We start from the raw sequence: 22,556 nt of genomic DNA on the forward strand, positions 1-22,556 counted from the left end.
ATCCGCAAAAGCAATACAATCATTGCGAAATCGCGGTTAACACGCCAAAATAATACGCGTGTGCAGTTGCATACGGATGATCGGGCACGGTGGGTGCCCAGATTGTGGACGGATAACCGTTCGCCAAAAACGGAGAGACAGATATGTCCGAACGAACACTTACTGCGCGACCCCGTGCTGAAAAGCCCGCTGCCGAAGATGGCGGCGGCGCCCGGCAGCAGGGCAATTTGCAGGACGCCTTCCTAAACCTGCTCCGCAAGAACAAATCGCCGGTGACGATGTTTCTGGTGAAGGGCGTGAAGCTGCAAGGGATCGTCACCTGGTTCGATAATTTTTCGATCCTGCTGCGCCGTGATGGCCAATCGCAACTTGTCTACAAACACGCGATCAGCACGATCATGCCCGGTCAACCGATCGATGCAGAACAGTTCGCCAGCCAGAATTCGAGCGCCAAGCAGCGCCTGCTTCAGGACGTGTTCCTGACCCGGGTTCGCCAGGCCGAAGCGCAGGTAACCATGTTCCTCGTCAACGGGGTGATGCTGCAAGGCAAGATTGCTGCCTACGACCTGTTCTGCATGCTGCTCGAACGGGATGGTTACGTGCAGTTGGCGTACAAGCATGCCGTGTCGACGATCCAGCCTGCAACCCCCATCGATCTGTCCGAGGACTGGGAAGAGAGCGACAGCTGAGCTTCGATGATGATCTGATGGGCGAAGTCTCGCGCGGTGCGCGAGCCTTGGTCGTGTGCCCCGACATTCGCGGTGTGTCTTATGACCTCGATGCCCCCTCACGGCTCGCAGAGGCCGAAGGACTGGCGCTCGCGATCGGGATCGTCGTCGCGTCGAGCCTCGTCCTGCCCGTGCGGCAGGTGCGACCCAACCTCTTGTTCGGGGCGGGGCAGGTGGAAAATATCCGCATCGCCTGCGAACAGGAAGAGGCCGAGCTTGTCGTTGTGGATGGGGCGCTCAGCCCGATCCAGCAGCGCAATCTGGAAGAAAAGCTGGCGCGCAAGGTTATCGACCGCACGGGCCTTATCCTGGAAATCTTCGGTGAACGCGCAGCGACCGCCGAAGGCCGCCTCCAGGTCGAACTGGCTCACCTCGATTATCAGCAAAGCCGATTGGTCCGCAGCTGGACCCATCTTGAACGCCAGCGCGGCGGCTTCGGGTTTCTGGGGGGACCGGGCGAAACGCAGATCGAGGCCGACCGCCGCATGATCCGCCAGCGAATGGCGCGCCTGCGCAAGGAACTCGAACAGGTGCGCAAGACGCGCGGGCTGCATCGAGAACGCCGGGAGCGGGCGCCCTGGCCCGTAATCGCGCTGGTGGGTTACACCAATGCCGGCAAATCAACCCTGTTCAATCGGCTGACCGGCGCCGAGGTGATGGCCGAAGATCTGCTTTTCGCCACCCTTGATCCGACCATGCGGGCAATCGCTCTTCCCGGGGTGGAAAAGGCAATCCTCTCGGACACGGTGGGCTTCATTTCCGATTTGCCGACCCAATTGGTTGCGGCGTTCCGGGCAACGCTCGAGGAAGTGACGGCAGCGGATGTCATCTGCCATGTGCGCGACATTTCCAATCCTTCCAGCGCAGCCCAGAAAAAGCAGGTGCTTCAGGTCTTGGCCGACCTGGGGGTGATGGACGGAGAGGAAGGCGAAAGCCGCATCCCGATCGTCGAGGCATGGAACAAATGGGATATCGTTGCGCCCGACGCACGGGAAGAACTGGAAGAGTTTGCTGCGTCAGACGACGACATCGTTCCAATTTCGGCGATAACGGGCGAGGGGGTGGACGATCTTGTAAACCGCCTCGATACGCTGCTGACATCGGGAGCGCGGGCCTACCAGTTCACGATCGCGGCGAACGATGGACGCCGCATTGCGTGGCTGCACCAGCATGGAAACGTCATTTCCGACGAGGCGAGCGATGATGGGGCTCAGCGCTCGCTTACCGTGAAGCTTTCCGCCAAGGATTTCGGGCGATACTCTTCTCTGTAGAGCGCCCGGTGAAACGTCCTATTGAAGCAGGCGGGCCTTTCGACCCGCCCACACCACAACCCTAGAACTTGTAGCCCACCTCGACACCGACCAATCGGCGTGCGCCCGGCGAGATGAAAGACCCGCCAAACTCGATCGCGGGAATGACTTCGTTGAGATATTTTTCGTTGAGCATGTTCTCCGCGAAGACGAAGGCGCTGACATTCCCGAATTCGAGGCCCGCGCGCATGTTCAGCACGCCGAAGGTGTCGCGCCGCGCCACATCATACCGTGCATTCCCCACAAAGCCGGGAAGCATCAGCTCGGAAATCGGCAGAAGCCCGCTGAACAACGTGGGCTGTTCCTGATCCTGCACAGAGTGGAACCACGTCGGTCCGGTCAGACGGTAATCCGCGCGCAGCAGCAGGTTGAGCCGCTCGTTGATCGGCGTATCGATTTCGGTTCCGAGGTTGAGCGTCCAGTCAGCGGTGTAGGGCGACTTGTTGCCGACCGTGTAGGTGCGCGAACTGTTGGCCTTGATTTCGCTGTCGGTCACGTTGAGCGCGCCGTAGAGCTTCCAGCCATCGACGATTTCGGCACCGAGGTTCGCTTCGAAGCCCATGACCTCGACCTTGTCGATGTTGGAGACCACACGCAGCAGGCCAAAACTTCCGACGAAGAATTCGAAGAACTGCATGTCGTCGATCGTCGTGTAATAGCCCGCCATATCGAACGTCAGGCGGCCGCCCGCGGTGCTTCCCTTGAAGCCGACTTCGAATGCGCTCGATTTCTCCTTGCGATACTGATCCTCGATCGTGACATCGGCGCCGATGGCCTGATTGAAATTCAGGTCGATGATCGCGGATGAACCCTGATTGTTGAAGCCGCCGGATTTGAACCCGATCCCCCAGTTTGCATAAAAATTGAGATTGGGCAGGGCGGCCCAGTTCAAGCTGACCTTGGGCTGGAGTTGCTTGAAGGTCGCGTCCTTCGGCGTGAGCGCGCCAAACGCCTGTCCGGGATTGACCGGGCTGCCGGTAAACGGATCGATCGCGGTGGGGACGAGCGAGTTGGTGGACCGATCTTCGATGTCGTAACGCAGCGCCAGCCCGGCGGTGAGATTGGACAGGATTTCATAATCGATCGATCCGAATGCGGCATAGACATTCGTCTTGAAAGCATCGTTGACCAGCAGCGACGTGGGGTTCGCGCTGTCGGGTGCGTTGTACAGGTTCTCGATAACACCGGCGCCGGTGTCGGCCCCAAGGCTGACGCCGGTTTCGCGGTCGATGTTGAGGTAGTACAGGCCAAGCTGCCAGTTCAGCGGACCGCTGCTATCCGATGCAAGGCGGATTTCGGCGCTGATGTCGCGCTGGTTGCGGCTTTGGAACTGTGTACCGTCGCACGTCGTGGGGCTGTATGCTCCGAATGTGGAGCCGTTCGCCGGCGCGAAGATGAACGGAACCGGGATCTGGCCGATGAAACCGGGCTGGTTGATAGGGAAACCGGTGAGCGAAGCCGTCGACGCGAAACAGGCATTGATCGCGGTCAGCGCCGCCGGGTCCGCCTGGTTGATATAACGGGCGAAGTCGGCCGACGTGCCATCCGCCGTCAAGCTCTGCTCGATATCGGAATAGAGCGCCCACGCTGTCAGAACCAGGTCATTGCCGAAACGGTGTTCGACCTTGGCGGAAATGTCGAAGCTGTCCTGCTTGTTGGTAGGACGGATGTTGCTCTGATAGCCGAAGGGATGTTCGTTCACGTCCTCGTAGAACGCCGGGTTCACCGCGGCGAAATAGGGGAGGTGGAACGAAGCGTTGAAGTTGATCGATGCGCCGCGCAGTTTCGCGTAGCGCGCCTTGACGTCGAGTTCGGTGTCCGGACCCAGATCGGCGACCACGCGTCCGTCCAGAGACCAGACTTCCTGATCGTCCACCACTTTCCTGTCGAGGAAGGTGTTGCGGAAGAAGCCGTCCGTGGTCCGATAATACCCCGAGAGAACGAAGCCGAGACCGTCCGAGACAGGGCCGGCGATGTGACCGGTGGTCTCAATCGTGTTTTCGTTCGCGTAGGATGCCTTGACCGCGCCTTCGAAGACATCACCGGGCTTGAGGGTTTGCAGGACAATGGCACCGGCTGCTGCGTTGCGTCCGTACAAGGCGCCTTGCGGGCCTTTCAGGATTTCAACCTGCCTCAGCGTTCCCTGCGACTGGTTGAGTTGCGCCGTGTTGGTCTTGAGGATTCCGTCAACGACCAGCGCAACCGAACTTTCCGCATCGCGAGCGCCGTTGATACCGCGGATGTTGATCTGGGTGTCACCGGCTTCCGCAGTGCCGGTCACGATGGTCACGCCGGGGGTGAGCTGCGCAAAATCATCGGCGCTGTCGGCACCGGTTTTTTCAAGCGTGGATGCCGTCAGGACGGAAACTGACGCGGGAACATCCTGCAGACGTTCGCTTTGGCGGCGGGCGGTGACGATGATGGTGTTTTCATCCGCGGGACCTTGTGCGGTCTGCGGTCCTTCCTGAGCGAACGCCGAAGTGGTTGCGAAAGGGCTGGCGGCAATGGTGGCAAGCAGAAGCGTCTTGAACGCGCGCATACGGAAACCTCCCCGGTTTACCGGCCCGCCCGAGGAGGGGCCGGAAAGTGACTTGCGACTCACGCTTCATATTGTATACAATTCGAGTCGGTCAAGCCGTGGAGAGAGAACCGTGTCCAGAGCATCGGACCGAGCGTACAACATGATCCGCGAGATGATCGTCTCGGGCGAACTCGCGCCGGGTGACCAGCTGGGCGAAGAAGCCCTGGCCGAGAAATGCGGCGTGTCCCGCACCCCCATCCGCGACGCGTTGCGGCGGCTTGAATCCGACCTTCTCGTTTCGCGCAGCGAAAGCCAGCGAAGCTTTGTGGCTGACTGGTCGCTCGACGACATAGGCGATGTCTTCGAATTGCGCGCGATGCTCGAAGGGCATGCCGCGCGCCGTGCAGCGGAACGCATGAATGACGATACCCTCAAGCAATTGCGCGCCTGCAACGCGTCCTTGAAGAAAGCGATTGCGGCCAATCCGCCTGACGTCGACCGCTTTCTTGAACGCAACCGTGAATTTCACAACCTGATCCTCCAGGTTGCCGCTTCGCGCAGGCTTGTTTCGCTGTTGGCATCGCTGATCGAACAACCTGTCGTGTGGCGGACCGCGCACCATTACGGCGCAGATGAATTGCGGCGTTCGTGCGGCGAACACGAAGAGCTGTTGTCGGCGTTCGCACGGCGCGACGGCAGCTGGGCCGAAGCGATCATGTCCGGACACATCCGGCGTGCTTTTCACGCCTATGCCGACGCGCACCGGGGCCTGACCGCGATCGACAAGCCCGGCCGGAAGCGGACAGCATGACTGACAAAATGTATACAGCCAAGATCGAGATGGTCGAAGTCGGGCCTCGGGACGGGCTGCAGAACGAGAAGGTATCGATTTCCACGGCAGACAAGATCGCTCTGGTCGAAAGGGCGATCGAAGCAGGTAGCCGCCGGATCGAGGTGACAAGTTTCGTCAATCCGCGCGCGGTTCCGCAGATGGCCGATGCGGACGCCGTGTGCGCCGGATTGCCTGCGCGGCAGGACGTGACCTACATCGGATTGGTGATGAACGGGCGCGGTGCGGAGCGCGCGATAGAGACAGGGCGGATACACCAGCTGGGCGCTGTCGCGGTCAGCACGGACACCTTTGCGATGGCCAACCAGGGCCAGACCAGCGACGGTTCCGTGGACGCATCGTGCGACATCATCGCACGCGCCAACGCAGCAGGACTGACCGGACAGGCGACGATCGCGGCAAGTTTCGGTTGTCCGTTCGAAGGTGAGGTGGGCGAAGATCGGGTGGTCGCCATGGCAGCCGCGCTGGCCACCGCCGAGCCTGTCGAAATTGCGTTGGCGGACACCATCGGGGTGGCCAATCCTGCCCATGTTTCCCGTCTGGTCGCCAGGGTTCTCGAAGCGATCGACCCGCTTCCGGTTCGCGTCCACTTTCACAACACGAGGGGCACCGGGCTGGCCAATGTCTGGGCCGCGATTGGCGCAGGCGCCACTGTTGTCGACGCGTCGATCGGCGGACTGGGTGGATGCCCCTTCGCCCCAGGGGCTGCCGGTAATGTGGCAACCGAAGACGTGGCCTACATGCTCGAACGTGCCGGAATATCGACCGGCCTCGATCTGGATCGTCTGATCGAGACCAATCGCTGGTTGTCCGGCGTGATGGGTAAGCCATTGCCCGCAATGGTGGGCAAGGCGGGCGGTTTTCCGCAAGCCCGAGAAGAAACAGAAAAGGAATCTGCCTGATGCGTTACCGGCTTGGCGTCGATGTTGGCGGCACTTTTACAGACCTTCTCCTGTTCGATAACCAGACTGGCGGCTTCTGGCGGCACAAGACGCCTTCCACCCCGCACGACAGTTCGGAAGGCATTCTGAACGGCGTCAACGCCATCACCGACGAAGCGGGCGTCGATCCGGCTGAAATAGAGTTCTTCCTCCACGGGACGACCGTTGCGACAAACGCCGTGCTCGAAGGGAAGGGCGCGCGGGTCGGGCTGATCACGACCGAAGGTTACCGCGACATCATGCAGATCGCGCGCAGCTTCGTACCTGGCGGCCTTGCCGCATGGATCGTGTGGCCGAAGCCGCAACCGCTTGCCGCCCTTGAGGATACGGTGACGGTAAAGGGCCGGATGGGCGCCGACGGCACCGAGGTGCGGCCCCTGGACGAAAGCGAAATCCGGGAAAAACTCGCGATGCTGCGCGATGCCGGGGTCGAGGCAATAACCGTCAGCCTGATCAACGCCTATGTCGATGGAAAGCATGAAGCGAGGATCGGCCAGATCGCGCAGGAGATCATGCCCGACGTGCCCGTATCGCTCAGCCATGAAGTGTTGCCGGAGATGCAGGAATACGAGCGCACGCTGTCCACGGTGGCCAACGCGTCCGTGCGCCCAGTCGTTGGCAAATACGTTTCCAACCTTCGTGACAAACTGGAAATGGCCGGCATCACGGGAAAGCTTTCGCTGCTGCGATCGGACGGCGGACTGATGAGCAGCCAGAAAGCCGAGGAGCATCCGGTCAACATATTGATGTCAGGTCCGGCAGGCGGTGTGACGGGGGCCCTTTGGGTGGCGAAGAACGCCGGTCTGAAGAATATCCTGACGCTGGATGTGGGCGGAACGTCCACCGACGTCGCGTTGATCGAAAACCTCGAGCCACGCCGCGTTCGCACGACAGAAGTCGGTCACTTGTCCGTTCGCGCCTCGTCGCTCGACGTGAAGACGGTGGGCGCAGGCGGCGGCTCGATCGCCTATGTTCCCGAATTGACCCGGGCTTTGCGCGTCGGGCCGCAATCCGCAGGCGCGGTGCCGGGCCCGGTTGCCTATGGCAAGGGCGGGACCGAACCGACGGTGACCGATGCGAACGTCGTGCTGGGGTATCTTCCCGAAGACTTGTTGGGCGGATCGTTCAAGCTCGACAGGGAAGGGGCGAAAAAGTCTGTCCAGACTATCGCCGACGCTCTGGGCATCCCGCTGATGGATGCGGCGCGCGGGATTATCGATATCGTCAACGAGAACATGTTCGGCGCTTTGCGCATGATCAGCGTCCAGCAAGGATACGACCCGCGCCATTTCGCTCTCATGGGTTTCGGGGGTGCCGGACCGCTTCACGTCAACGCGGTTGCGCGGCTGATGGGGAGCTGGCCTGCGGTGTCGCCCGTTTCTCCCGGTGTTCTTTGCGCGCTGGGGGATGCGACAACCAGGATGCGGACGGAAACGGCGCGCAGTTTCAGCAGGCTCGCAAGGGACACGAACGCCGAGGAACTTGTTGCCCTGCTGGACGAAATGGCCGCCCAGACGCGAGCGGAATTGACCGCCGATGGCATTCCCGAAGATCAGATCACCAGCGAATTCGAAGTGGATGTGCGCTATGCCGGGCAGGCTTTCGAAGTGCCACTCACCATCGATCAGGCCACTTTGCGCGACAAGGGGATCGAAGGTATCCTCGAGCGGTTCGACGATGAACATCGCCGGCTGTTCACCTTCAACATGGAAACGCCGCATGAAATCGTGAACCTGCGCGCAGTTGCTCTGGGCGAAGCCCCCCAGCTCCCCGCGGCGGAACTTGAAAAAGGCAACGGCGATTCTTTTGGGGCGAAGATCCGCGACCACACATTGTGGATGGATGGCCAGGAACAGGCCGGCGCTATCTACGATCGGTCACGGTTGAAGCAGGGCGATACGATTGCCGGACCCGCCATCATCACGGAAATGGATTCGACGACTTTGGTCGAGAGCGGCTGCGTCGCCACGATCGATGCCGTTGGCAACATCCTGATCAACCCCGCTTGAGGAGCTGAGACATGCCTGCACAAATCATCCAGCAGAACACCCAGCCCTTCGACCGGATAGACATCGATCCGGTCACGCTCGACATCATCGAAAACGCGCTTCGCAACGCGCGCATCGAGATGGATGCCACCCTGGTCCGCACAGCCATGAGCCCCGGTATCAGGGAACAGGGCGATGCATTTCCCCTGATCGCCGATCCTGCAGGAAAGATGATCGTGGGCCAGTTCGGCAGTTTCATCGACGGGTTTCTCAAGAGCTTCGATGGAACGATCGAGGACGGGGACATGATCTTCCTGTCCGACCCCTATTCCTGCGATGGCGCCATCAGCCATTCGAACGATTGGCTGGTCCTGTTGCCGGTCTACAAGGACGCTCGCCTTCTCGCATGGACGGCCATGTTCGGGCACCAGTCGGATATCGGCGGCAAGGTCGTCGGCTCGATGCCCATCGATGCAAAATCGATTTTCGAAGAAGGCGTTCGAATTCCACCCGTAAAGATCTGGAAAAAAGGCGAATATAACGAAGACCTGATGAAACTGGTGATGCACCAGACGCGCAAACCGGACTGGTGTCAGGCCGATCTCAACGCTCTCATCGCATCGTGCCGGGTTGCCGCGCGCCGTGTGGTCGAGATGGCCGACAGATTTGGCGACGATATATACGTGTCCGCCACGCAGGAACTCCTCGCTCGTAACCACCGGGCGATGAAAGCCCTCATCGCACAGGCGGTGGCGGAAGAGCCGGTGAGTATCGAGGATTACATCTGCGACGACGGGCTCGGTTACGGCCCTTACAAGATCCGCTGCACCATGCGCCGGGAAGGCGACAAGGTCATACTGGATTTCGACGGGACCGACCCGCAAAGCGCCGCATCGATCAATTTCTTCCTCAACGAGAACATGTTCAAGATGTTCTTTGGCATCTACATGATCATGGTCTTCGATCCGCAAATCCTGTTCAACGACGGGTTTTACGATCTTATCGAGGTGCGCATCCCCGAAGGATCGTTGTTGAAGCCTCAATTCCCGGCAGCCCTGTCGGGTCGCACCCACGCGCTTGGCCGGATTTTTGACATTCTCGGCGGATTGCTTGGTCAGAAAACCCCGGAATTCCTGAACGCCGCAGGGTTCAGTTCCTCCCCGCACCTGTTCTATTCCGGGTGGGATAACCGCGATGGCCGGGAAGGGGAGTGGTTCCAGCTGTTCCAGATCGGCTTCGGGGGCATTCCCGGACGACCGTTGGGCGATGGTCCGGACGGGCATTCCTTGTGGCCCGGCTTCACCAATGTCCCCAACGAATTCCTTGAACGGTACTTCCCGCTGCGGATCGAACGATACGAGACCGAGCCGGACAGCGGCGGGGCAGGGCTGCACCGCGGCGGCAACGGCATTCACATGACATACCGTTTCCTGGCCGATGGTCAGATCGCGATACACGATGACCGCTGGTTCGTGCCCCCGTGGGGGGTGAACGGCGGTCTGCCGGGCAAACGGGCGAGAAAGGTCCTCGAACGGGCGGACGGCACGAGCGAAATCGTCGGCAACAAGCTGGACGATATCCCCGTGAACGAAGGCGACCAGTTGCATTACATAACCTGGGGCGGCGGGGGGTGGGGCGACCCGCTCGAACGCGATCCCCAGCTCGTAGGCCTCGAGATAAGACAAGGTCTTGTGACGCCGCAGGGCGCGCTGGATTATGGGGTAGTTGCCGATGCTGACGGTGTGGTGGACAATACCGCTTCGGAACGTCTGAGGGACCAGATGCGGCGCGAACGCGATCCGGATCAACTGTTCAACTACGGCCCGCCAATCGAGGAATTGCGGACCAATTGCATGGCGGAGACCGGCTTGCCCGCTCCGATCCAACCCGTCTGGCGCCATCGCCAAATGGCCGAGGCTGCGGAGTGAAGAACGCCGCACAAGGTGCCTTGGCCGGCTTGCGCGTGGTCGAACTGGGCCAGCTTCTTGCCGGCCCGTTTTGTGGCCAGCTGCTCGGCGACATGGGCGCCGAGGTCATAAAGATCGAACCGCCGGGCAAGGGCGATCCCATGCGCGTCTGGGGGCAGGGCGATGAGAAGGTCCAGTGGGAGGTTATCGCGCGCAACAAGCTGTCGGTTACGTGCAATCTGCGCGTGCCCGAGGGGCAGGCGCTGGCGCGCAGGTTGATCCTTGCAGCCGATGTCGTCGTCGAGAATTTCAAGCCCGGTACACTTGAAAAGTGGGGGCTCGATCCGGCAGATCTCCTGAGAGAGAAACCCGAACTCATCATCGCGCGCATGTCTGGCTATGGGCAAGACGGACCCTATTCCGATCGTGCAGGGTTTGGCGGTATCGGCGAGGCCATGGGTGGCTGGCGTTACATTGTAGGCGAACCGGATCGCCCACCGGCGCGCATGGGCATTTCCATCGGTGATACGCTGTGCGCCACCTATGGCTGCATGGGCGTTCTGGCGGCCCTCCACCACCGCGATAAAACCGGGGAAGGGCAGGTAATCGACACCGCCCTTTACGAAGCTGTGCTGCAAGTGATGGAGGGGTTGGTCCCCGAATACGATTACAACGGCTTCATTCGGGAACGCTCGGGATCGATCCTGCCCGGGATCGCACCGTCAAATGTCTACACGTGCAGGGACGGCCCATTCATGATCGGGGCGAACAACGACGCGATCTTCGCGCGTTTGGCCAAGGCAATGGGCGAACCGGGGCTTGCCGACGATCCACGATACTCGACCCATCTGGCGCGGGGCGAGAACCAGGCCGAACTGGACGCTCTCATCAACGACTGGACCGGAACGCTGAGTGTCGATCAGGTCGATGCGCTGATGATCGAATATTCGATCCCGGCGGGCCGGGTGTATACGGCCGCGGATATGCTCACCGACCCGCATTTCAAGGCGCGTGAGGCAATTGTCGAGGTCGAGACGCAGGAACGCGGGCCGATCAAGATGCAGAACGCCTTCCCGAAGTTCTCAAAGACCCCATCGACAATCCGGCGGCCCGCCCCGGCTCGGGTTGGGCAGGACAATGCCGAAATTTATGGCAACCTGCTGGGTTTGGGAGACGAAAAACTATCTGAATTGGCAGAGAATGGCATAGTTTGAGCGACTTGCCATCGATTTCTAAGATTCGTTTTCGATGCCCTTGACCCGTTGCCAATACTGTTCCTGCGCATCCAGGCCAAGCGATCCGAATTCCACCGCATCGGCCTGTGACAGCGATTCCATCAACCGGAAACGGCGTTCAAATTTGCCATTTGCTGCCCGCAACGCCTGTTCGGGATCGACACCGAATCGCCGAACTATGTTCACTGCAACGAACAGCAGGTCGCCAGCTTCCATCAGCCGTTCGTCATCTGTTTCCGCTGCCTCAAGCTCGGCCATTTCCTCGTGAAATTTCGCGATGGGGCCACGGACATCGTCCCACTCGAAGCCCACGCGGGCCGCGCGCTTCTGTAACTTGTGGGACCGTAGCAGCGCGGGAAGGGACAAGGCGACGCCGTCCATCGCGCTGTGAGAACCGCTTTCCGCACGCTCTGATGCCTTGAGGTCTTCCCAGCGCGCTTCTCCCATCACGCCACCTTCGTCGCCAAAGATGTGCGGATGTCTCGCTTCCATTTTGTCGCATATGGCGCGGGCCACATCGTCGAATGCGAAATCGCCGGCTTCCTCGGCCATTCTGGCATGGAACACGACCTGGAACAGCAAGTCGCCGAGTTCGCCTCGCAAATCGGCCATGTCCGAGCGCTCGATGGCATCGGCGACTTCATAGGCTTCTTCGATAGTGTACGGCGCAATCGATGCGAAATCTTGCGCGGTATCCCATTCGCATCCGGTCACGGGATCACGCAGGCGCGCCATGATGGCCAACAGGCGATTGATTTGTTCCGACATGTCGGGGTTCTTAGCGCCACGCTTGTTCAGGTGAAAGGTGGGGAGGACCATTGCTGGAGCTAGGCCGGCGGAAAAGTCCGAGATGATAATATATATTATGTAAAGTGAGACTAAGGCCCCCTAGCTGGGCTTCATCTCACTATGTCGATGAAAAGCACCACCACCGCGAAAATCCCTGCCCAGGCACCGGCCATTATCAGCCCTTTTCGCCATTGAATGTTCCGCTGGCGAAATCCGGCCGTTATCAAGATCAGGAATCCGACGAGCGAAACGAGCGAAACGATCTGGTGTTCGTTCATGCGATCACTTCCAACCCGTCATAGCCGACAATCACGCCTTTCGGCACTTCCGAACATAAAGCACGGTAATCCATGCTTTTGTCCAGATGAGTCAGCACGGCACGCTTCGCCTTGGTTTTTCGTGCAAGCTCGATAGCCATATCCAGATGAGCATGGGTTGGATGTTCCTTGCGCCTCAGGCAATCGACCACCAGGACGTCCGCACCCATGAAGCACTTCACCATCTTCGGTGTGATCTCGCTGAAATCGGTCGCGTAAACGATTGATTTTCCGTCCGCTTCGAACCGAAAACCCGTGCTTGTCACCGGTCCGTGAGGCATTTCGACGGAATCGAATGAAAACCCTGCAACCAGTTGAATTGAAGCGATATCCTTCAATTCGATAAGCGTCGGGTAGCCAAACTGACCCTCGAATACATAATCGAACCTCCGGCGGAGCCGCGAGCACGTGTTGGCGCTGGCGAAACCGGGCAAGGCGTTGCTGCGATCGTAGCGCATGACCCGCAAATCATCGATACCATGACAATGGTCGGCATGATCGTGCGTCCAGAACACGGCGTCGACCTTGGCTATATTGTTCGCAAGGAGCTGTGCCCTTAGGTCGGTCGATGTGTCGATCAGGATCCGCTTTCCGGAATCGTTTTCGACAATAACCGATACGCGGGACCGCCGGTTTCGTGGTTCGTGGGGATCGCATTCGCCCCAATCGTTTCCAATCCGCGGCACCCCTGTCGAGGTACCAGAACCCAACATGAGAACTTTCACACCGCGGCCTTGCTGAACAACCGGTAGAAATTGCGCGTTGTGTACGCGGCAAGTTCCTCGAGCGGCTCATCGCGCAATTGGGCGAGGAAGGCCGCGGTATCCCGGACAAAGCCTGGCTCGCAGCTCTTGCCGCGGTGCGGCACAGGGGCGAGAAAGGGACTGTCGGTTTCAACCAGCAAACGGTCCTGCGGAATTTCCTTGGCGAATTCCTGCAGGTCCTTGGCGTTCTTGAACGTGACGATACCCGAGATCGAGATCGACAGACCGAGTTCGATCACGCGGCTTCCAAATTCGGGGGAGGCCGTAAAACAGTGGATGAGCGCCGGAAATGCCCCCTTCCCCGCTTCGTCGACCAGGATGTCCAGCGTGTCGTCTTCCGCATCACGGGTATGGATAATCACCGGCAGGCCTGTTTCGCGAGCCACATCGATATGCATCCGGAAGAGCCGCTTCTGCGCTTCACGATCGGAATGATCGTAATAATAGTCCAGGCCGGTCTCACCGATCCCGATCACATTCGGGTCTCGTGTGGCGCGGAGCAATTGATCGCGCGTCAGGTCGGGATGCTGATCGGCGTTGTGCGGATGAACGCCAACACTGGCGAATACGTCCGGATTGCCGCGGGCGGTTCCCACGACCTGGTCCCATTCGGCGTATTTGGTCGATATGTTGAGGAATGCCCCAACCCCCGCGTCGCGCGCGCGCTGCAACACGTTGGACTGATCGTCGACCAGTCCTTCGTATTCGAGGTGACAGTGGCTATCGACAAGCATCAGACTGCCTCTGGTTCCGGGAGTTCGAGGCGCGGGAAAATCGGTGTCGGCTTGTCAATGAAATGACCGGATGCTGCCAAGGCTGAAAACCAGCTGTTGTCTGCAATATCGTCATAACTGCGGTGACCCTGACCGACGCCAAGCTGTTCGAGCACGGCGGCCGACTTGGTCGGGATCACGGGCTGGATGGCAATCGCAAGATCGCGAATGGCCATGAACAAGGTCTGGAGAACCGCGTTCATCCGCTCGGGATCGGTCTTCTTCAAGGTCCAGGGCGCTTGTTCGTCGACATATGCGTTGCAGGCGAACACGGCTTTCAGCCATGCTTCAATACCCACGCTGAAGTTCAGCGCTTCGAATTCGCGCGGCAGAATGTGGGCGCTCGCTTCCTTGACGGTGGCCAGCAAGGCCCGGTCATCTGCGTTCGTGTCGAACGGGACCAGCTTGCCGTCCATATTCTTGGAAATCATGGACAAGGTGCGCTGGGCAAGGTTGCCAAAGCTGTTTGCCAGTTCGGCGTTCACTTTGTTTACAAGGGCTTCAGCCGAATAGCTTCCATCCTGCCCGAAAGTCACTTCAGCCATGAGGAAGTACCGCAGCGCGTCCACTCCGAACTTTTCGGCCAGTTCCATCGGGTCGGTCACATTGCCGAGCGATTTCGATTCCTTCAGCCCCCGATTGAGCAGGAACCCGTGCCCAAAGACTTTCTTGGGAAGCGGCAGATCGGCGCTCATCAGGAAAGCGGGCCAGTAGATCGTGTGAAACCGCACGATGTCCTTGCCGATCAGGTGCAGATCGGCCGGCCAGAATTTCTCCCACAATTCCCCGCCATCGGGATAACCCAGACCGGTAATGTAGTTGGTCAGAGCGTCGACCCAGACATACATGACATGGCCTTCGCTGCCGGGCACCTGAACGCCCCAGTCGAAACTGGTCCGGCTGACGGAAAGGTCCTGCAAACCGCGTTCGACGAATGCGATCATTTCGTTGCGTCGGCTTGTCGGCTCGAGAAAGCCGGGAGTGTTCAGAAGTTCGAGCAAGGGCTCTGCATATCTTGACAGGCGGAAGAACCAGGTTTCTTCCTCGGTCCATTCCACCGGCGTCCCTTGTGGCGACAGCATTTCGCCGCCCTGCCCCTCGACCAGTTCCTTCTCGTCGTAATACGCTTCGTCGCGAACCGAGTACCAGCCTTCGTAGCGATCGAGATAGAGATCGCCCTTGTCCGACATTGCCTGCCAGATTGCCTGGCTTGCCCGATGATGATCGTCGTCAGTCGTACGGATAAACCGGTCATAGGAAATATCGAGAACTTCGAACAAATCCCGGAAATAGCCGGACATTTCATCGGCCAGTTCACGCGGCGACTTGCCCAGTTCGCGGGCCTTCTGGGCCATTTTCAGGCCGTGTTCGTCGGTTCCCGTCTGGAAACGGACTTCGCGCCCACGCTGGCGCTGGAAACGCGCCATGACATCGGCCGCAATCGTTTCATAGGCATGGCCGATGTGCGGCTTGCCGTTGGGATAGTGGATTGCGGTGGTAAGATAATAAGGTTCAGCCATTGGCCCGCTCGCTAGCGGCACTCACTCGTGCGAGCAAGGTGCCGATTTCCATCGCCAGCAAGCCGGCATCGAAATTGTATGTGGGTTGTTCTGCGCTCAGGCGCACCATTTCCGAATGCGCCTCGATCAAGGGTCGCGGATCGCCGCCGGTATCGAGCCGTTCCGACAGTGCGGCGCGGGCGAGGTCCAGGATTGCCTGCAACCGTGCGCGGTCCGGCCTGCCGCCGATGGCGGCGGCAAGTTTACCCCTCTGGGAAAAATCGGGGTCGCCCTGATCCAGAATGCGCCGCATCAACCCTGCGGCCTGGCCGAGCTCCAGCTGGACGAAGGACAGGGCTGCCCCCGGCGAACCCGCGCTGGCGGCTATGGCGGCTTCACGGGTAGCCATGTCCGCCGCAGGGGCCAGTTCGGCAAGCAATCGGTCCATCTGGTCGCTCTCGACCGTCGGAAACCTGAGAACCCGGCATCGGGAGCGAATGGTTGGCAGAAGGCGCGCCGGGCTGTGTGCCACCAGAAGGAAGAAAGTCCCAACCGGCGGTTCTTCCAGGCTCTTCAACAGCGCGTTGGCGGCGTTGCGTTCCAGATCGTCTGACGGATCGATGACGATCGCGCGGCGGCTGCCCGCCGTCGGGCGCGTCGTCAGACGCTGCTGAAGGGCGCGGATTTGTGCGATGCGGATGCTGCGGGCCAGTTCGAAGGGTTTGCCATCCGCGCGTTTGCGTTCTTCCTTGTCGTCCTTGGGGCCGTGCGTCAGCCAGTGGATATCGGGATGGTTTTCCTGCCCCGGCGATGCCCCCACCAGTTCGCGGGCAGCCGCGAGGGCGAAGCTGGCCTTCCCAACGCCTTTGCGGCCCGCGAGAAGCCAGGCATGGTGCATTCGTCCGCCGCCCATCGCGTCGCGCCACTGGTGCCAGGCATCATCATGGCCGAGCAACGTCATGCGGCGGTATCGAACATTGGCGCGATCGCCGTCATGATACGGCCATGCACTGCATCGATGTTACCCGTGCCGTCGATAACGCAGAATCGTTCGGGTTCCTGGCGTGCAAATTGGAGGAAAGCGCGATTGACCGCCTCGTGATATGCAGCGTCGCGGCCCCCGATGGCATCCGAAATGCCCCCATCGCGCGCGGCAAGACGTTCCGTTACCTCTGCGCCGCACGCATCGATGAGGATCGTGACGTCGGGCAGTAGTCCGTGGCTACCGATCTGGTGCAACTCGCGCACCTTGGCATCCCCGAGACCGCCTGCAACACCCTGGTAGGCGCGGCTCGAATCGAGGAAGCGATCGCAGACGACCCATCGCCCTGCCGCGAGGGCCGGCTTGATACGGCGAGAGACGTGATCGGAACGCGCTGCGGCAAACAGCAGGGCTTCGGCTTCCTTGCCCCACCCCTCACCGGGCGGGTCGAGGAGAAGCGAACGGATCGCTTCGGCGCCGGGCGTTCCGCCAGGCTCACGAGTCAGCTCGACCGTCAATCCGCGGTTCTGCAACGCTTCGGAAAGGAGGCGGGCTTGGGTCGACTTGCCCATGCCCTCCCCCCCTTCGAAGGAGATGAAGCGGCCCCTGGTCATGTGAAAAGGCCGAGCAGGCCATTCCCCACCCGTTGCAAGGCGCTTGCCTTGGGAACATCGTTCCTGGCCTTGAGCGGAATGCGGCTGTCGGGCATCCCTTCGATCGATACCACCAGTTCGGCGACCGGTTCGCCCGCCTGAATCGGTGCCTGCAGCGGCCCTTCGTAGCGAACGGCAAGCGTTATCTCGGGATCGGTGCCGCGCGGTATGGACACGCGCAATGGTCCGTCCGCTGTCAGTTCGACCGCGCTATCGCTGCCACCCTGTACCCTTGCGGTGGAAACGGTTTGCCCCTTGGCGAACAGGCGCTTGGAATCGAAAGCCTTGAAACCCCATTCGATGAAGGCGCGAGAGGCGGCGTTACGCCCGCGTCCCGTGGGACTGCCAGCGACAACCATGACAAGTCGCTGGCCGTTGCGTTGCGCCGATCCCAGAAAGCCATAGCCTGCCTGGTTGGTGAACCCGGTTTTAATCCCGTCCGCACCGGGCACCTTGCCCGAAATGGGATCGTGGTTGGGCTGCGCGATCCCGTTGTATTCAAACCCTTCCGCCCCGATGAAATGGCGATATTTCGAAGGGTGACGCAACAACATGGCCCGCGCCAGGACGCCGAGGTCGTGCGCGCTGGTGAACGTGCGACCTTCATCCATCCAGCCGTTCGGCGTGCCAAAATTGCTGTCGTACATGCCGATCTCGCGTGCCTTGGCGTTCATCGCCGCGACCCAGTCATCGACAGTGCCAGCCGCCCCTTCCGCCAGCACGACGGCGCCGTCGTTGGCCGAAACCGCCGTTACCCCGTGCAGCAGGTCATCCACGGTTACCCGTGCATCGCGGGGGAGGAACATTGTCGATCCGACCCTGCTCCACTTGGCAAAGGTCTCGGGCCTCATGGTGTAAACCTGCCGGGAAAAAACCCGACCCTCTTCCATCCACTCGAAGGCGAGGAAGGTGGTCATGACCTTTGTGATGGACGCCGGCATAAACCGCCGGTCCGCTTCGCGAGCGAACAAGACCTGTCCGCTGTTGGCATCGATCATGTAGGCAATGGGCGCATCATCGGCCGACGGAACAGCGATCTTACTGTTTTCAGCGGCCCCCGATGGCGCGGCCAGCATGGCAACCAGAAGCCCGGTCAGAAATTTCGTTTTCACGCGCAAGGCAGCTCCTGCGCCGGGCGCAGCGCCGGCGTATCAATCGAGGGTTTTGATTACCGCGTCGCTATACCCCTGGCCGCGCAATTTTGCGAGCGTCTCTGCAGCCTGTCCACCGCTGGAAAAAGGCCCGACCCGCACGAGGGCGAAGCGTCCGCTGGTTTCCACATAGCCGTCGACGGCCCTGGCCAACCTGTCCGCATTCGATCGCACCGCAAAAGCGCCGAGCTGGATCGCGAACCTGCCCTTTGCATCGCCAGCAGCAACCGGCGGCTCTTGCGGGATGTCGGATGCCTCGCGGCTTATCGTGGGTACATTGCCTTTGACGGCCAAGTCCGGGGCATGGGTGGCTTCCGCCACCCAGTCTTCGACGGGGCCTGGATCGAGGGCCGCTATTGCAGTGTCAGGGTCAATCGATCCAATCGCTTCCGCCGAAGGTGCAGTCTTTGGCGCTTCAATTTGTCCGGCATCCGACAACGGGGATGATCCAGCGTCGGGCAGCCGTCGCCTGAGAACATCCAGCAGCCCAGGCGGGGTGTCCATACGCAGCGGGGCTTCGTCCCCCGCCCTCAACATTGCGCGGTGCTCTTCGGGCGGGTTCACGCGGCGCACCCGCACCGGCGCGCCATCTGTAATGTCCAACTGATCAAGCGCGGCGGGCGACAACGCTATCAGGCGTGCATTCGACATCGGCCCGCGACGTTCGAGACGCAGCAGAACTGTCCTGCCGGTCTCCAGCGACGTTACCTCGACATAGCTTGGCAGCGGAAGCGTGCGGTGCGCTGCTGTAACGCCGGTCGCGTCAGTCCGATCGGCACCAGCGTATCCAACGTGATCGTAATTCATCATGTCGAGTGGAGTGTGGGTTACCCCATCGATTTCAAACGGTTCGCCGATGACGATGGGATAGTCGGCAGCCGGCCCGTTTGCCTGGTGCGAACCCGCGCTGTGTGCAGGTTCCTGCGCGTTGGTCGAACAGGCGCCGACAACCGCCGCGCCCGCCAGCGCCGCCGGCGTTGCCAGAAACCTAGTTCGAAATCTCATCTGCCAGCAGCCCCACGCTCATCGCATAATAATTCGAACAGTTATATTCGAGGATTACCCGATAATTCGACGTTAACAGCCATGCGGGGGTCCCCGGCCCGTCCGGTTGGAACAGGGTGACCTGGGTCTCGGGAGCCAGCGGGCGCTGGGGCTGAACGCCAAGCGCACGCCATTCGGCGGCGGTTTTGTAGACACTGTGACGTTCGTGGACCCGCTCGCACACAGGTGCCGCGATTTTAGTGCCGTAGGCGGCGACATTGAAACCAGCCGGAACGAAAGCGCGTACGCCCCAAGGCTGGCCGGATCGCCATCCGGCATCCTTGAAGTAATTGGCGATCGACGCCAGCGCATCGACGCTGTTGTTCATGATATCGGCACGCCCATCGCCGTCCCCATCGGCAGCAAGGCGCAGATAAACCGAAGGCAGGAACTGCGGATTGCCGAAGGCACCGGCCCAGCTGCCTTGAAGCTCGCTTCGCGAATACCCCTTGTCAGCGACCTTCAGCAAAGAAACGAATTCGCCGGCGAATAGCTCGCGGCGACGGCCTTCCCAGGCCAAGGTTGCGAGGGCCTGGGACAAGTCGAACCCGCCCTTCACCGCTCCGTATGCCGTTTCGTGGCCCCAGATCGCTACGAGGACTTCGCCCGGAACGCCGTATTCCCGTTCAATCGCAGCAAGCCGGCCCGCGTAATTGGTGAAAGCCCGACGTCCGCCGTTGATGCGCGCGGAATCCACATGCGTAGCAATGTAGGGTGCCAAAGGCGGGTAGCCGCTGCGGTTGGGGGTTCCGGGCTGCGAACGGTCCAGTTCGATCACGCGCGAATTGGGCGACAGGCCTGCGGTCATCCGCTGGATCGTAGCCTCCGAAACCCCTTCGGCGCGCGCCTTGGCAATGAGCAGCTGCATGTAGGCATCGAACGAGAGCCCATCCTGAGCAGCCGCCGGCCCAGCGGACATGGCTATGGAAACGGCCCCGAGGGCGGCGAGCATGCGACGAAATACCATGCCCCATGTGTCGCAAAGCACATATGAATGGCAAGTGTAGCGTGGCGTTGGAAAAATTCTTTTTGGCTTCATCATGCGCGTGACAATCGCGTTATCCCTCGCTAGCCGACAAGGCGCTGCGGACAGGTGGCAGAGTGGTTGAATGCAGCGGTCTTGAAAACCGCCGTGGGTGCAAGCCCACCGTGGGTTCGAATCCCACCCTGTCCGCCAGCACTGTTTCCTACCACCCCAGACCAGACGTCATCTGGCCGCCATCCGACGAAACGGGAAAATCATCGGGATTTGACGTCGATGGATCGACGATCGCGACATGGTCCTCCGCCAGCCCGCCGTCACGGAATGCTTCGATCTGGTCCCGTTCCCCCTGGGGCTGGTCGTTGATTTCGTATTCCATCGCATCTCTCCTTCTCGAGAGCCAACGGTCCGTATTCCTTATCGGGTGCCGGTGATGCGATAAAATGACGATATTTCGGGATGATACGCGCGGCTGCTACAGCCGAAATGCGGCCAGGGCTTCGTAATCTTCCCGGCAGGCGTCCGCGATTTCGGCATAGGGCCCGTCAAGAACGGGGACTTGCGTTCGCGGCCCACTGAACCCGGTCGAAGCGTTGACCTTGTCATACCAGTGGGCGCCCCACACGCCGTCGGTTGGGTGAGGCCCCTTCCTCCACGAAAGCATTCCGGCAGTCCACGGGATGTCGAGGGCATCACAAAGCTTGCTAAGCGTGCGTTCGGGGTTTGCCAGAATATCGTCCGAATCCACCACTGGCGGCACCCGACCGGAGCGCGAATACTCGGCTTCGAAATACCGCTTTAGCTGGGCGAACCCCAGCATTTCCGGGTCCCGCAGCTCGTTCTTGTTGCGATAGCTGGCCACTACCCTTTCCGGCGCACGTATCAAAAACGCATGACTGTGGTGAGGCATGTCGAGGATCGACACAGGCCCGACCATGTGGTGCGGCATGTGTTTCTGGTACCAGATTGGCAGTCCGCCCGGAGCATCGCCCGATTGTGCAGCGAGCACCGAGGACCAGGTGCAGTCCATATCTTCGATCGTTTCCGCAGCCATGGGGTGATCCTCCCCGCTATCTGCAAGAAACGCCCCGTAGAACGGTTCGTCCGAAACCGCGCAATCCGCCCGCGCGCCGAAGCTGCGCATCATGGCGGTAGAGATGTTGCGGGGGCCAGACCACATCGCGATGCGGATGGTCACGGACGCTGCCTGTCCCGCACATCGGCGGCGAGCCGGTGGAGATAAAGCGTTTGAAGTTTTTCCACCATCGGCCCGCGCGTCTTCCCCAGGACACGCCCGTCGATGATCCCCACCGGGGCAACACCGGCAAACGTTCCCGTGGTGAAAGCCTCGTCAGCCCCATAGACGCTGGTCAGTGAAAAATTGCGTTCGCGCACGGGTATTCCCGCCTCCCGCGCTATTTCGATCACGACGCCGCGGGTAATGCCGTCAAGGCAGTAATCTCCGCTCGAGGTCCAGATTTCCCCGTCCGTCACGATGAAAAAATGGGTCGAATTGCAGGTCGCCACGAAGCCGTGCGGATCGAGCATCAACCCCTCGTCGGCGCCGGCTTGTGCAGCCTGGATGCACGCGGTGATGCAGTTGAGCTTGGAATGCGAATTGAGCATCGGGTCCTGCACGTCGGGATACCCCCGCCGGACGTGCACGGTCGCAAGGTTCAGCATCCGCGTTGCGGTTTCGGGCGCTGGTTCTTTCCATTCGGGAATGATCACGATTGTCGCCGGTGTGACCACCACGCGCGGATCCTGATAGGGGGTCGACCGGATGCCGCGGGTAACCATCAGGCGGACGTGGGCGCCATCCCCCTGCATCTCGTTCGCATCGAGCACGGAATAAAGGCGCCGTTCCAACTCGGTGCGGTCGATCCCGATATCCATGTGGATCGCCTTTGCCCCGCGCCACAACCGGTCGAGATGGCGATCGAGGAAGGCAAGGCGGCCTTCGTGGAGCCGGATACCTTCCCACACACCGTCACCCAGCATGAAGCCGCTGTCGAAGACACTGATCCTGGCTTCGGGGCGACGGAAATGTTCGCCGTTGATATCGATGAAGACGCGCTCGTTACGGGCATCGGGCACATACAGATGCGTACCTTGCGTCATT

Annotated in this window: 21 protein-coding genes and 1 tRNA gene; 8 read left to right on the forward strand and 14 right to left on the reverse strand. The window is 60.6% G+C overall.

The genetic code is table 11. The annotated features are described in order from the left end of the window. The first annotated feature begins 143 nt into the window (after window positions 1–143). Window positions 144–689: an RNA chaperone Hfq gene (gene hfq / locus VR863_RS05225; protein WP_324827374.1), complete on the forward strand. Its 546-nt coding sequence runs from the start codon at window positions 144–146 to the stop codon at window positions 687–689. 17 nt (window positions 690–706) lie between these two features. Further along, window positions 707–1,999 carry a GTPase HflX gene (hflX, locus tag VR863_RS05230; RefSeq protein ID WP_324827375.1) on the forward strand — a complete coding sequence of 431 codons (1,293 nt, stop codon included), beginning with the start codon at window positions 707–709 and terminating at the stop codon, window positions 1,997–1,999. A gap of 61 nt (window positions 2,000–2,060) precedes the next feature. Here the strand turns inward: hflX and VR863_RS05235 are convergent, their stop codons facing one another. Beyond that, window positions 2,061–4,577: a TonB-dependent receptor gene (locus tag VR863_RS05235; protein ID WP_324827376.1), complete on the reverse strand. Its 2,517-nt coding sequence runs from the start codon at window positions 4,575–4,577 to the stop codon at window positions 2,061–2,063. 112 nt (window positions 4,578–4,689) lie between these two features. Here VR863_RS05235 and VR863_RS05240 point away from each other — a divergent pair, with 112 nt between their 5' ends. The 5 genes from VR863_RS05240 to VR863_RS05260 are packed head-to-tail and all read left to right on the forward strand — an operon-like array spanning window position 4,690 to window position 11,459. Beyond that, a complete protein-coding gene (locus tag VR863_RS05240) occupies window positions 4,690–5,370 on the forward strand; it encodes a GntR family transcriptional regulator (protein WP_324827377.1) in 681 nt (226 codons plus the stop codon). Further along, the gene (locus VR863_RS05245) at window positions 5,367–6,311 is read left to right on the forward strand and encodes a hydroxymethylglutaryl-CoA lyase (protein ID WP_324827378.1); all 945 of its coding nucleotides are present in this window, start codon (window positions 5,367–5,369) and stop codon (window positions 6,309–6,311) included. Before VR863_RS05240 ends, VR863_RS05245 begins: the two co-directional genes overlap by 4 nt. Continuing rightward, on the forward strand, window positions 6,311–8,359 hold the full coding sequence (locus VR863_RS05250; RefSeq protein WP_324827379.1) for a hydantoinase/oxoprolinase family protein: 2,049 nt from the start codon (window positions 6,311–6,313) through the stop codon (window positions 8,357–8,359). Before VR863_RS05245 ends, VR863_RS05250 begins: the two co-directional genes overlap by 1 nt. An 11-nt stretch (window positions 8,360–8,370) precedes the next feature. Beyond that, window positions 8,371–10,266, forward strand: coding sequence for a hydantoinase B/oxoprolinase family protein (locus tag VR863_RS05255; RefSeq protein WP_324827380.1), 1,896 nt, complete (start codon window positions 8,371–8,373; stop codon window positions 10,264–10,266). Next, window positions 10,263–11,459, forward strand: a complete 1,197-nt coding sequence (locus VR863_RS05260) for a CaiB/BaiF CoA transferase family protein (protein WP_324827381.1) — start codon at window positions 10,263–10,265, stop codon at window positions 11,457–11,459. Before VR863_RS05255 ends, VR863_RS05260 begins: the two co-directional genes overlap by 4 nt. Before the next feature lie 18 nt (window positions 11,460–11,477). Here the strand turns inward: VR863_RS05260 and mazG are convergent, their stop codons facing one another. The 10 genes from mazG to VR863_RS05310 form a co-directional block, all read right to left on the reverse strand. Continuing rightward, window positions 11,478–12,248, reverse strand: a complete 771-nt coding sequence (mazG, locus tag VR863_RS05265; protein ID WP_324827382.1) for a nucleoside triphosphate pyrophosphohydrolase — start codon at window positions 12,246–12,248, stop codon at window positions 11,478–11,480. A gap of 131 nt (window positions 12,249–12,379) precedes the next feature. Next, window positions 12,380–12,547 (reverse strand): hypothetical protein, encoded by a 168-nt coding sequence (locus VR863_RS05270; RefSeq protein WP_324827383.1) that lies wholly within the window; start codon window positions 12,545–12,547, stop codon window positions 12,380–12,382. Then, window positions 12,544–13,311, reverse strand: coding sequence for an MBL fold metallo-hydrolase (locus VR863_RS05275; protein WP_324827384.1), 768 nt, complete (start codon window positions 13,309–13,311; stop codon window positions 12,544–12,546). The genes VR863_RS05270 and VR863_RS05275 overlap by 4 nt, the downstream gene beginning before the upstream one ends. Further along, on the reverse strand, window positions 13,308–14,084 hold the full coding sequence (locus VR863_RS05280) for a TatD family hydrolase (RefSeq protein ID WP_324827385.1): 777 nt from the start codon (window positions 14,082–14,084) through the stop codon (window positions 13,308–13,310). The genes VR863_RS05275 and VR863_RS05280 overlap by 4 nt, the downstream gene beginning before the upstream one ends. Further along, entirely contained in the window at window positions 14,084–15,643 is a 1,560-nt protein-coding gene (metG, locus tag VR863_RS05285; protein WP_324827386.1) for a methionine--tRNA ligase, read from the reverse strand. The genes VR863_RS05280 and metG overlap by 1 nt, the downstream gene beginning before the upstream one ends. After that, window positions 15,636–16,583, reverse strand: coding sequence for a DNA polymerase III delta subunit-related protein (locus VR863_RS05290; protein ID WP_324827387.1), 948 nt, complete (start codon window positions 16,581–16,583; stop codon window positions 15,636–15,638). The genes metG and VR863_RS05290 overlap by 8 nt, the downstream gene beginning before the upstream one ends. Beyond that, window positions 16,580–17,218 carry a dTMP kinase gene (gene tmk / locus VR863_RS05295; RefSeq protein ID WP_324827388.1) on the reverse strand — a complete coding sequence of 213 codons (639 nt, stop codon included), beginning with the start codon at window positions 17,216–17,218 and terminating at the stop codon, window positions 16,580–16,582. Before tmk ends, VR863_RS05290 begins: the two co-directional genes overlap by 4 nt. Further along, window positions 17,215–18,369, reverse strand: coding sequence for a D-alanyl-D-alanine carboxypeptidase family protein (locus VR863_RS05300; RefSeq protein WP_324827389.1), 1,155 nt, complete (start codon window positions 18,367–18,369; stop codon window positions 17,215–17,217). Before VR863_RS05300 ends, tmk begins: the two co-directional genes overlap by 4 nt. A 39-nt stretch (window positions 18,370–18,408) precedes the next feature. Further along, window positions 18,409–19,413, reverse strand: a complete 1,005-nt coding sequence (locus VR863_RS05305) for an SPOR domain-containing protein (RefSeq protein ID WP_324827390.1) — start codon at window positions 19,411–19,413, stop codon at window positions 18,409–18,411. Then, on the reverse strand, window positions 19,397–20,419 hold the full coding sequence (locus VR863_RS05310; protein WP_324827391.1) for a lytic murein transglycosylase: 1,023 nt from the start codon (window positions 20,417–20,419) through the stop codon (window positions 19,397–19,399). The genes VR863_RS05305 and VR863_RS05310 overlap by 17 nt, the downstream gene beginning before the upstream one ends. Before the next feature lie 120 nt (window positions 20,420–20,539). Between VR863_RS05310 and VR863_RS05315 the strand changes: the two genes are divergently transcribed. Further along, a tRNA-Ser gene (locus VR863_RS05315) sits at window positions 20,540–20,629 on the forward strand. Between the two features lie 10 nt (window positions 20,630–20,639). Here VR863_RS05315 and VR863_RS05320 read toward each other — a convergent pair. The 3 genes from VR863_RS05320 to VR863_RS05330 all read right to left on the reverse strand — a co-directional run bounded on the left by VR863_RS05320 (window position 20,640) and on the right by VR863_RS05330 (window position 22,555). Then, window positions 20,640–20,813 (reverse strand): hypothetical protein, encoded by a 174-nt coding sequence (locus VR863_RS05320; RefSeq protein WP_324827392.1) that lies wholly within the window; start codon window positions 20,811–20,813, stop codon window positions 20,640–20,642. Between the two features lie 96 nt (window positions 20,814–20,909). Next, the gene (locus VR863_RS05325; RefSeq protein ID WP_324827393.1) at window positions 20,910–21,632 is read right to left on the reverse strand and encodes a sulfotransferase-like domain-containing protein; all 723 of its coding nucleotides are present in this window, start codon (window positions 21,630–21,632) and stop codon (window positions 20,910–20,912) included. After that, window positions 21,629–22,555 carry an aminotransferase class IV gene (locus tag VR863_RS05330; RefSeq protein ID WP_324827394.1) on the reverse strand — a complete coding sequence of 309 codons (927 nt, stop codon included), beginning with the start codon at window positions 22,553–22,555 and terminating at the stop codon, window positions 21,629–21,631. The genes VR863_RS05325 and VR863_RS05330 overlap by 4 nt, the downstream gene beginning before the upstream one ends. Window position 22,556: the final 1 nt, after the last annotated feature.

This window comes from Qipengyuania zhejiangensis (assembly GCF_035607565.1).
Lineage (GTDB): Bacteria > Pseudomonadota > Alphaproteobacteria > Sphingomonadales > Sphingomonadaceae > Qipengyuania > Qipengyuania zhejiangensis.

What these genes read in the sequence shown, in the direction of transcription:
- VR863_RS05235 (WP_324827376.1), bottom strand. Translation starts at nt 4,577, where the DNA reads ATGCGCGCGTTCAAGACGCTTCTGCTTGCCACCATTGCCGCCAGCCCT.
- VR863_RS05330 (WP_324827394.1), bottom strand. Translation starts at nt 22,555, where the DNA reads ATGACGCAAGGTACGCATCTGTATGTGCCCGATGCCCGTAACGAGCGC.
- mazG (WP_324827382.1), bottom strand. Translation starts at nt 12,248, where the DNA reads ATGTCGGAACAAATCAATCGCCTGTTGGCCATCATGGCGCGCCTGCGT.
- VR863_RS05320 (WP_324827392.1), bottom strand. Translation starts at nt 20,813, where the DNA reads ATGGAATACGAAATCAACGACCAGCCCCAGGGGGAACGGGACCAGATC.
- tmk (WP_324827388.1), bottom strand. Translation starts at nt 17,218, where the DNA reads ATGACCAGGGGCCGCTTCATCTCCTTCGAAGGGGGGGAGGGCATGGGC.
- VR863_RS05305 (WP_324827390.1), bottom strand. Translation starts at nt 19,413, where the DNA reads ATGAGATTTCGAACTAGGTTTCTGGCAACGCCGGCGGCGCTGGCGGGC.
- VR863_RS05270 (WP_324827383.1), bottom strand. Translation starts at nt 12,547, where the DNA reads ATGAACGAACACCAGATCGTTTCGCTCGTTTCGCTCGTCGGATTCCTG.
- VR863_RS05250 (WP_324827379.1), top strand. Translation starts at nt 6,311, where the DNA reads ATGCGTTACCGGCTTGGCGTCGATGTTGGCGGCACTTTTACAGACCTT.
- hfq (WP_324827374.1), top strand. Translation starts at nt 144, where the DNA reads ATGTCCGAACGAACACTTACTGCGCGACCCCGTGCTGAAAAGCCCGCT.
- VR863_RS05255 (WP_324827380.1), top strand. Translation starts at nt 8,371, where the DNA reads ATGCCTGCACAAATCATCCAGCAGAACACCCAGCCCTTCGACCGGATA.
- VR863_RS05310 (WP_324827391.1), bottom strand. Translation starts at nt 20,419, where the DNA reads ATGGTATTTCGTCGCATGCTCGCCGCCCTCGGGGCCGTTTCCATAGCC.
- VR863_RS05245 (WP_324827378.1), top strand. Translation starts at nt 5,367, where the DNA reads ATGACTGACAAAATGTATACAGCCAAGATCGAGATGGTCGAAGTCGGG.
- VR863_RS05280 (WP_324827385.1), bottom strand. Translation starts at nt 14,084, where the DNA reads ATGCTTGTCGATAGCCACTGTCACCTCGAATACGAAGGACTGGTCGAC.
- hflX (WP_324827375.1), top strand. Translation starts at nt 707, where the DNA reads ATGGGCGAAGTCTCGCGCGGTGCGCGAGCCTTGGTCGTGTGCCCCGAC.
- metG (WP_324827386.1), bottom strand. Translation starts at nt 15,643, where the DNA reads ATGGCTGAACCTTATTATCTTACCACCGCAATCCACTATCCCAACGGC.
- VR863_RS05290 (WP_324827387.1), bottom strand. Translation starts at nt 16,583, where the DNA reads ATGACGTTGCTCGGCCATGATGATGCCTGGCACCAGTGGCGCGACGCG.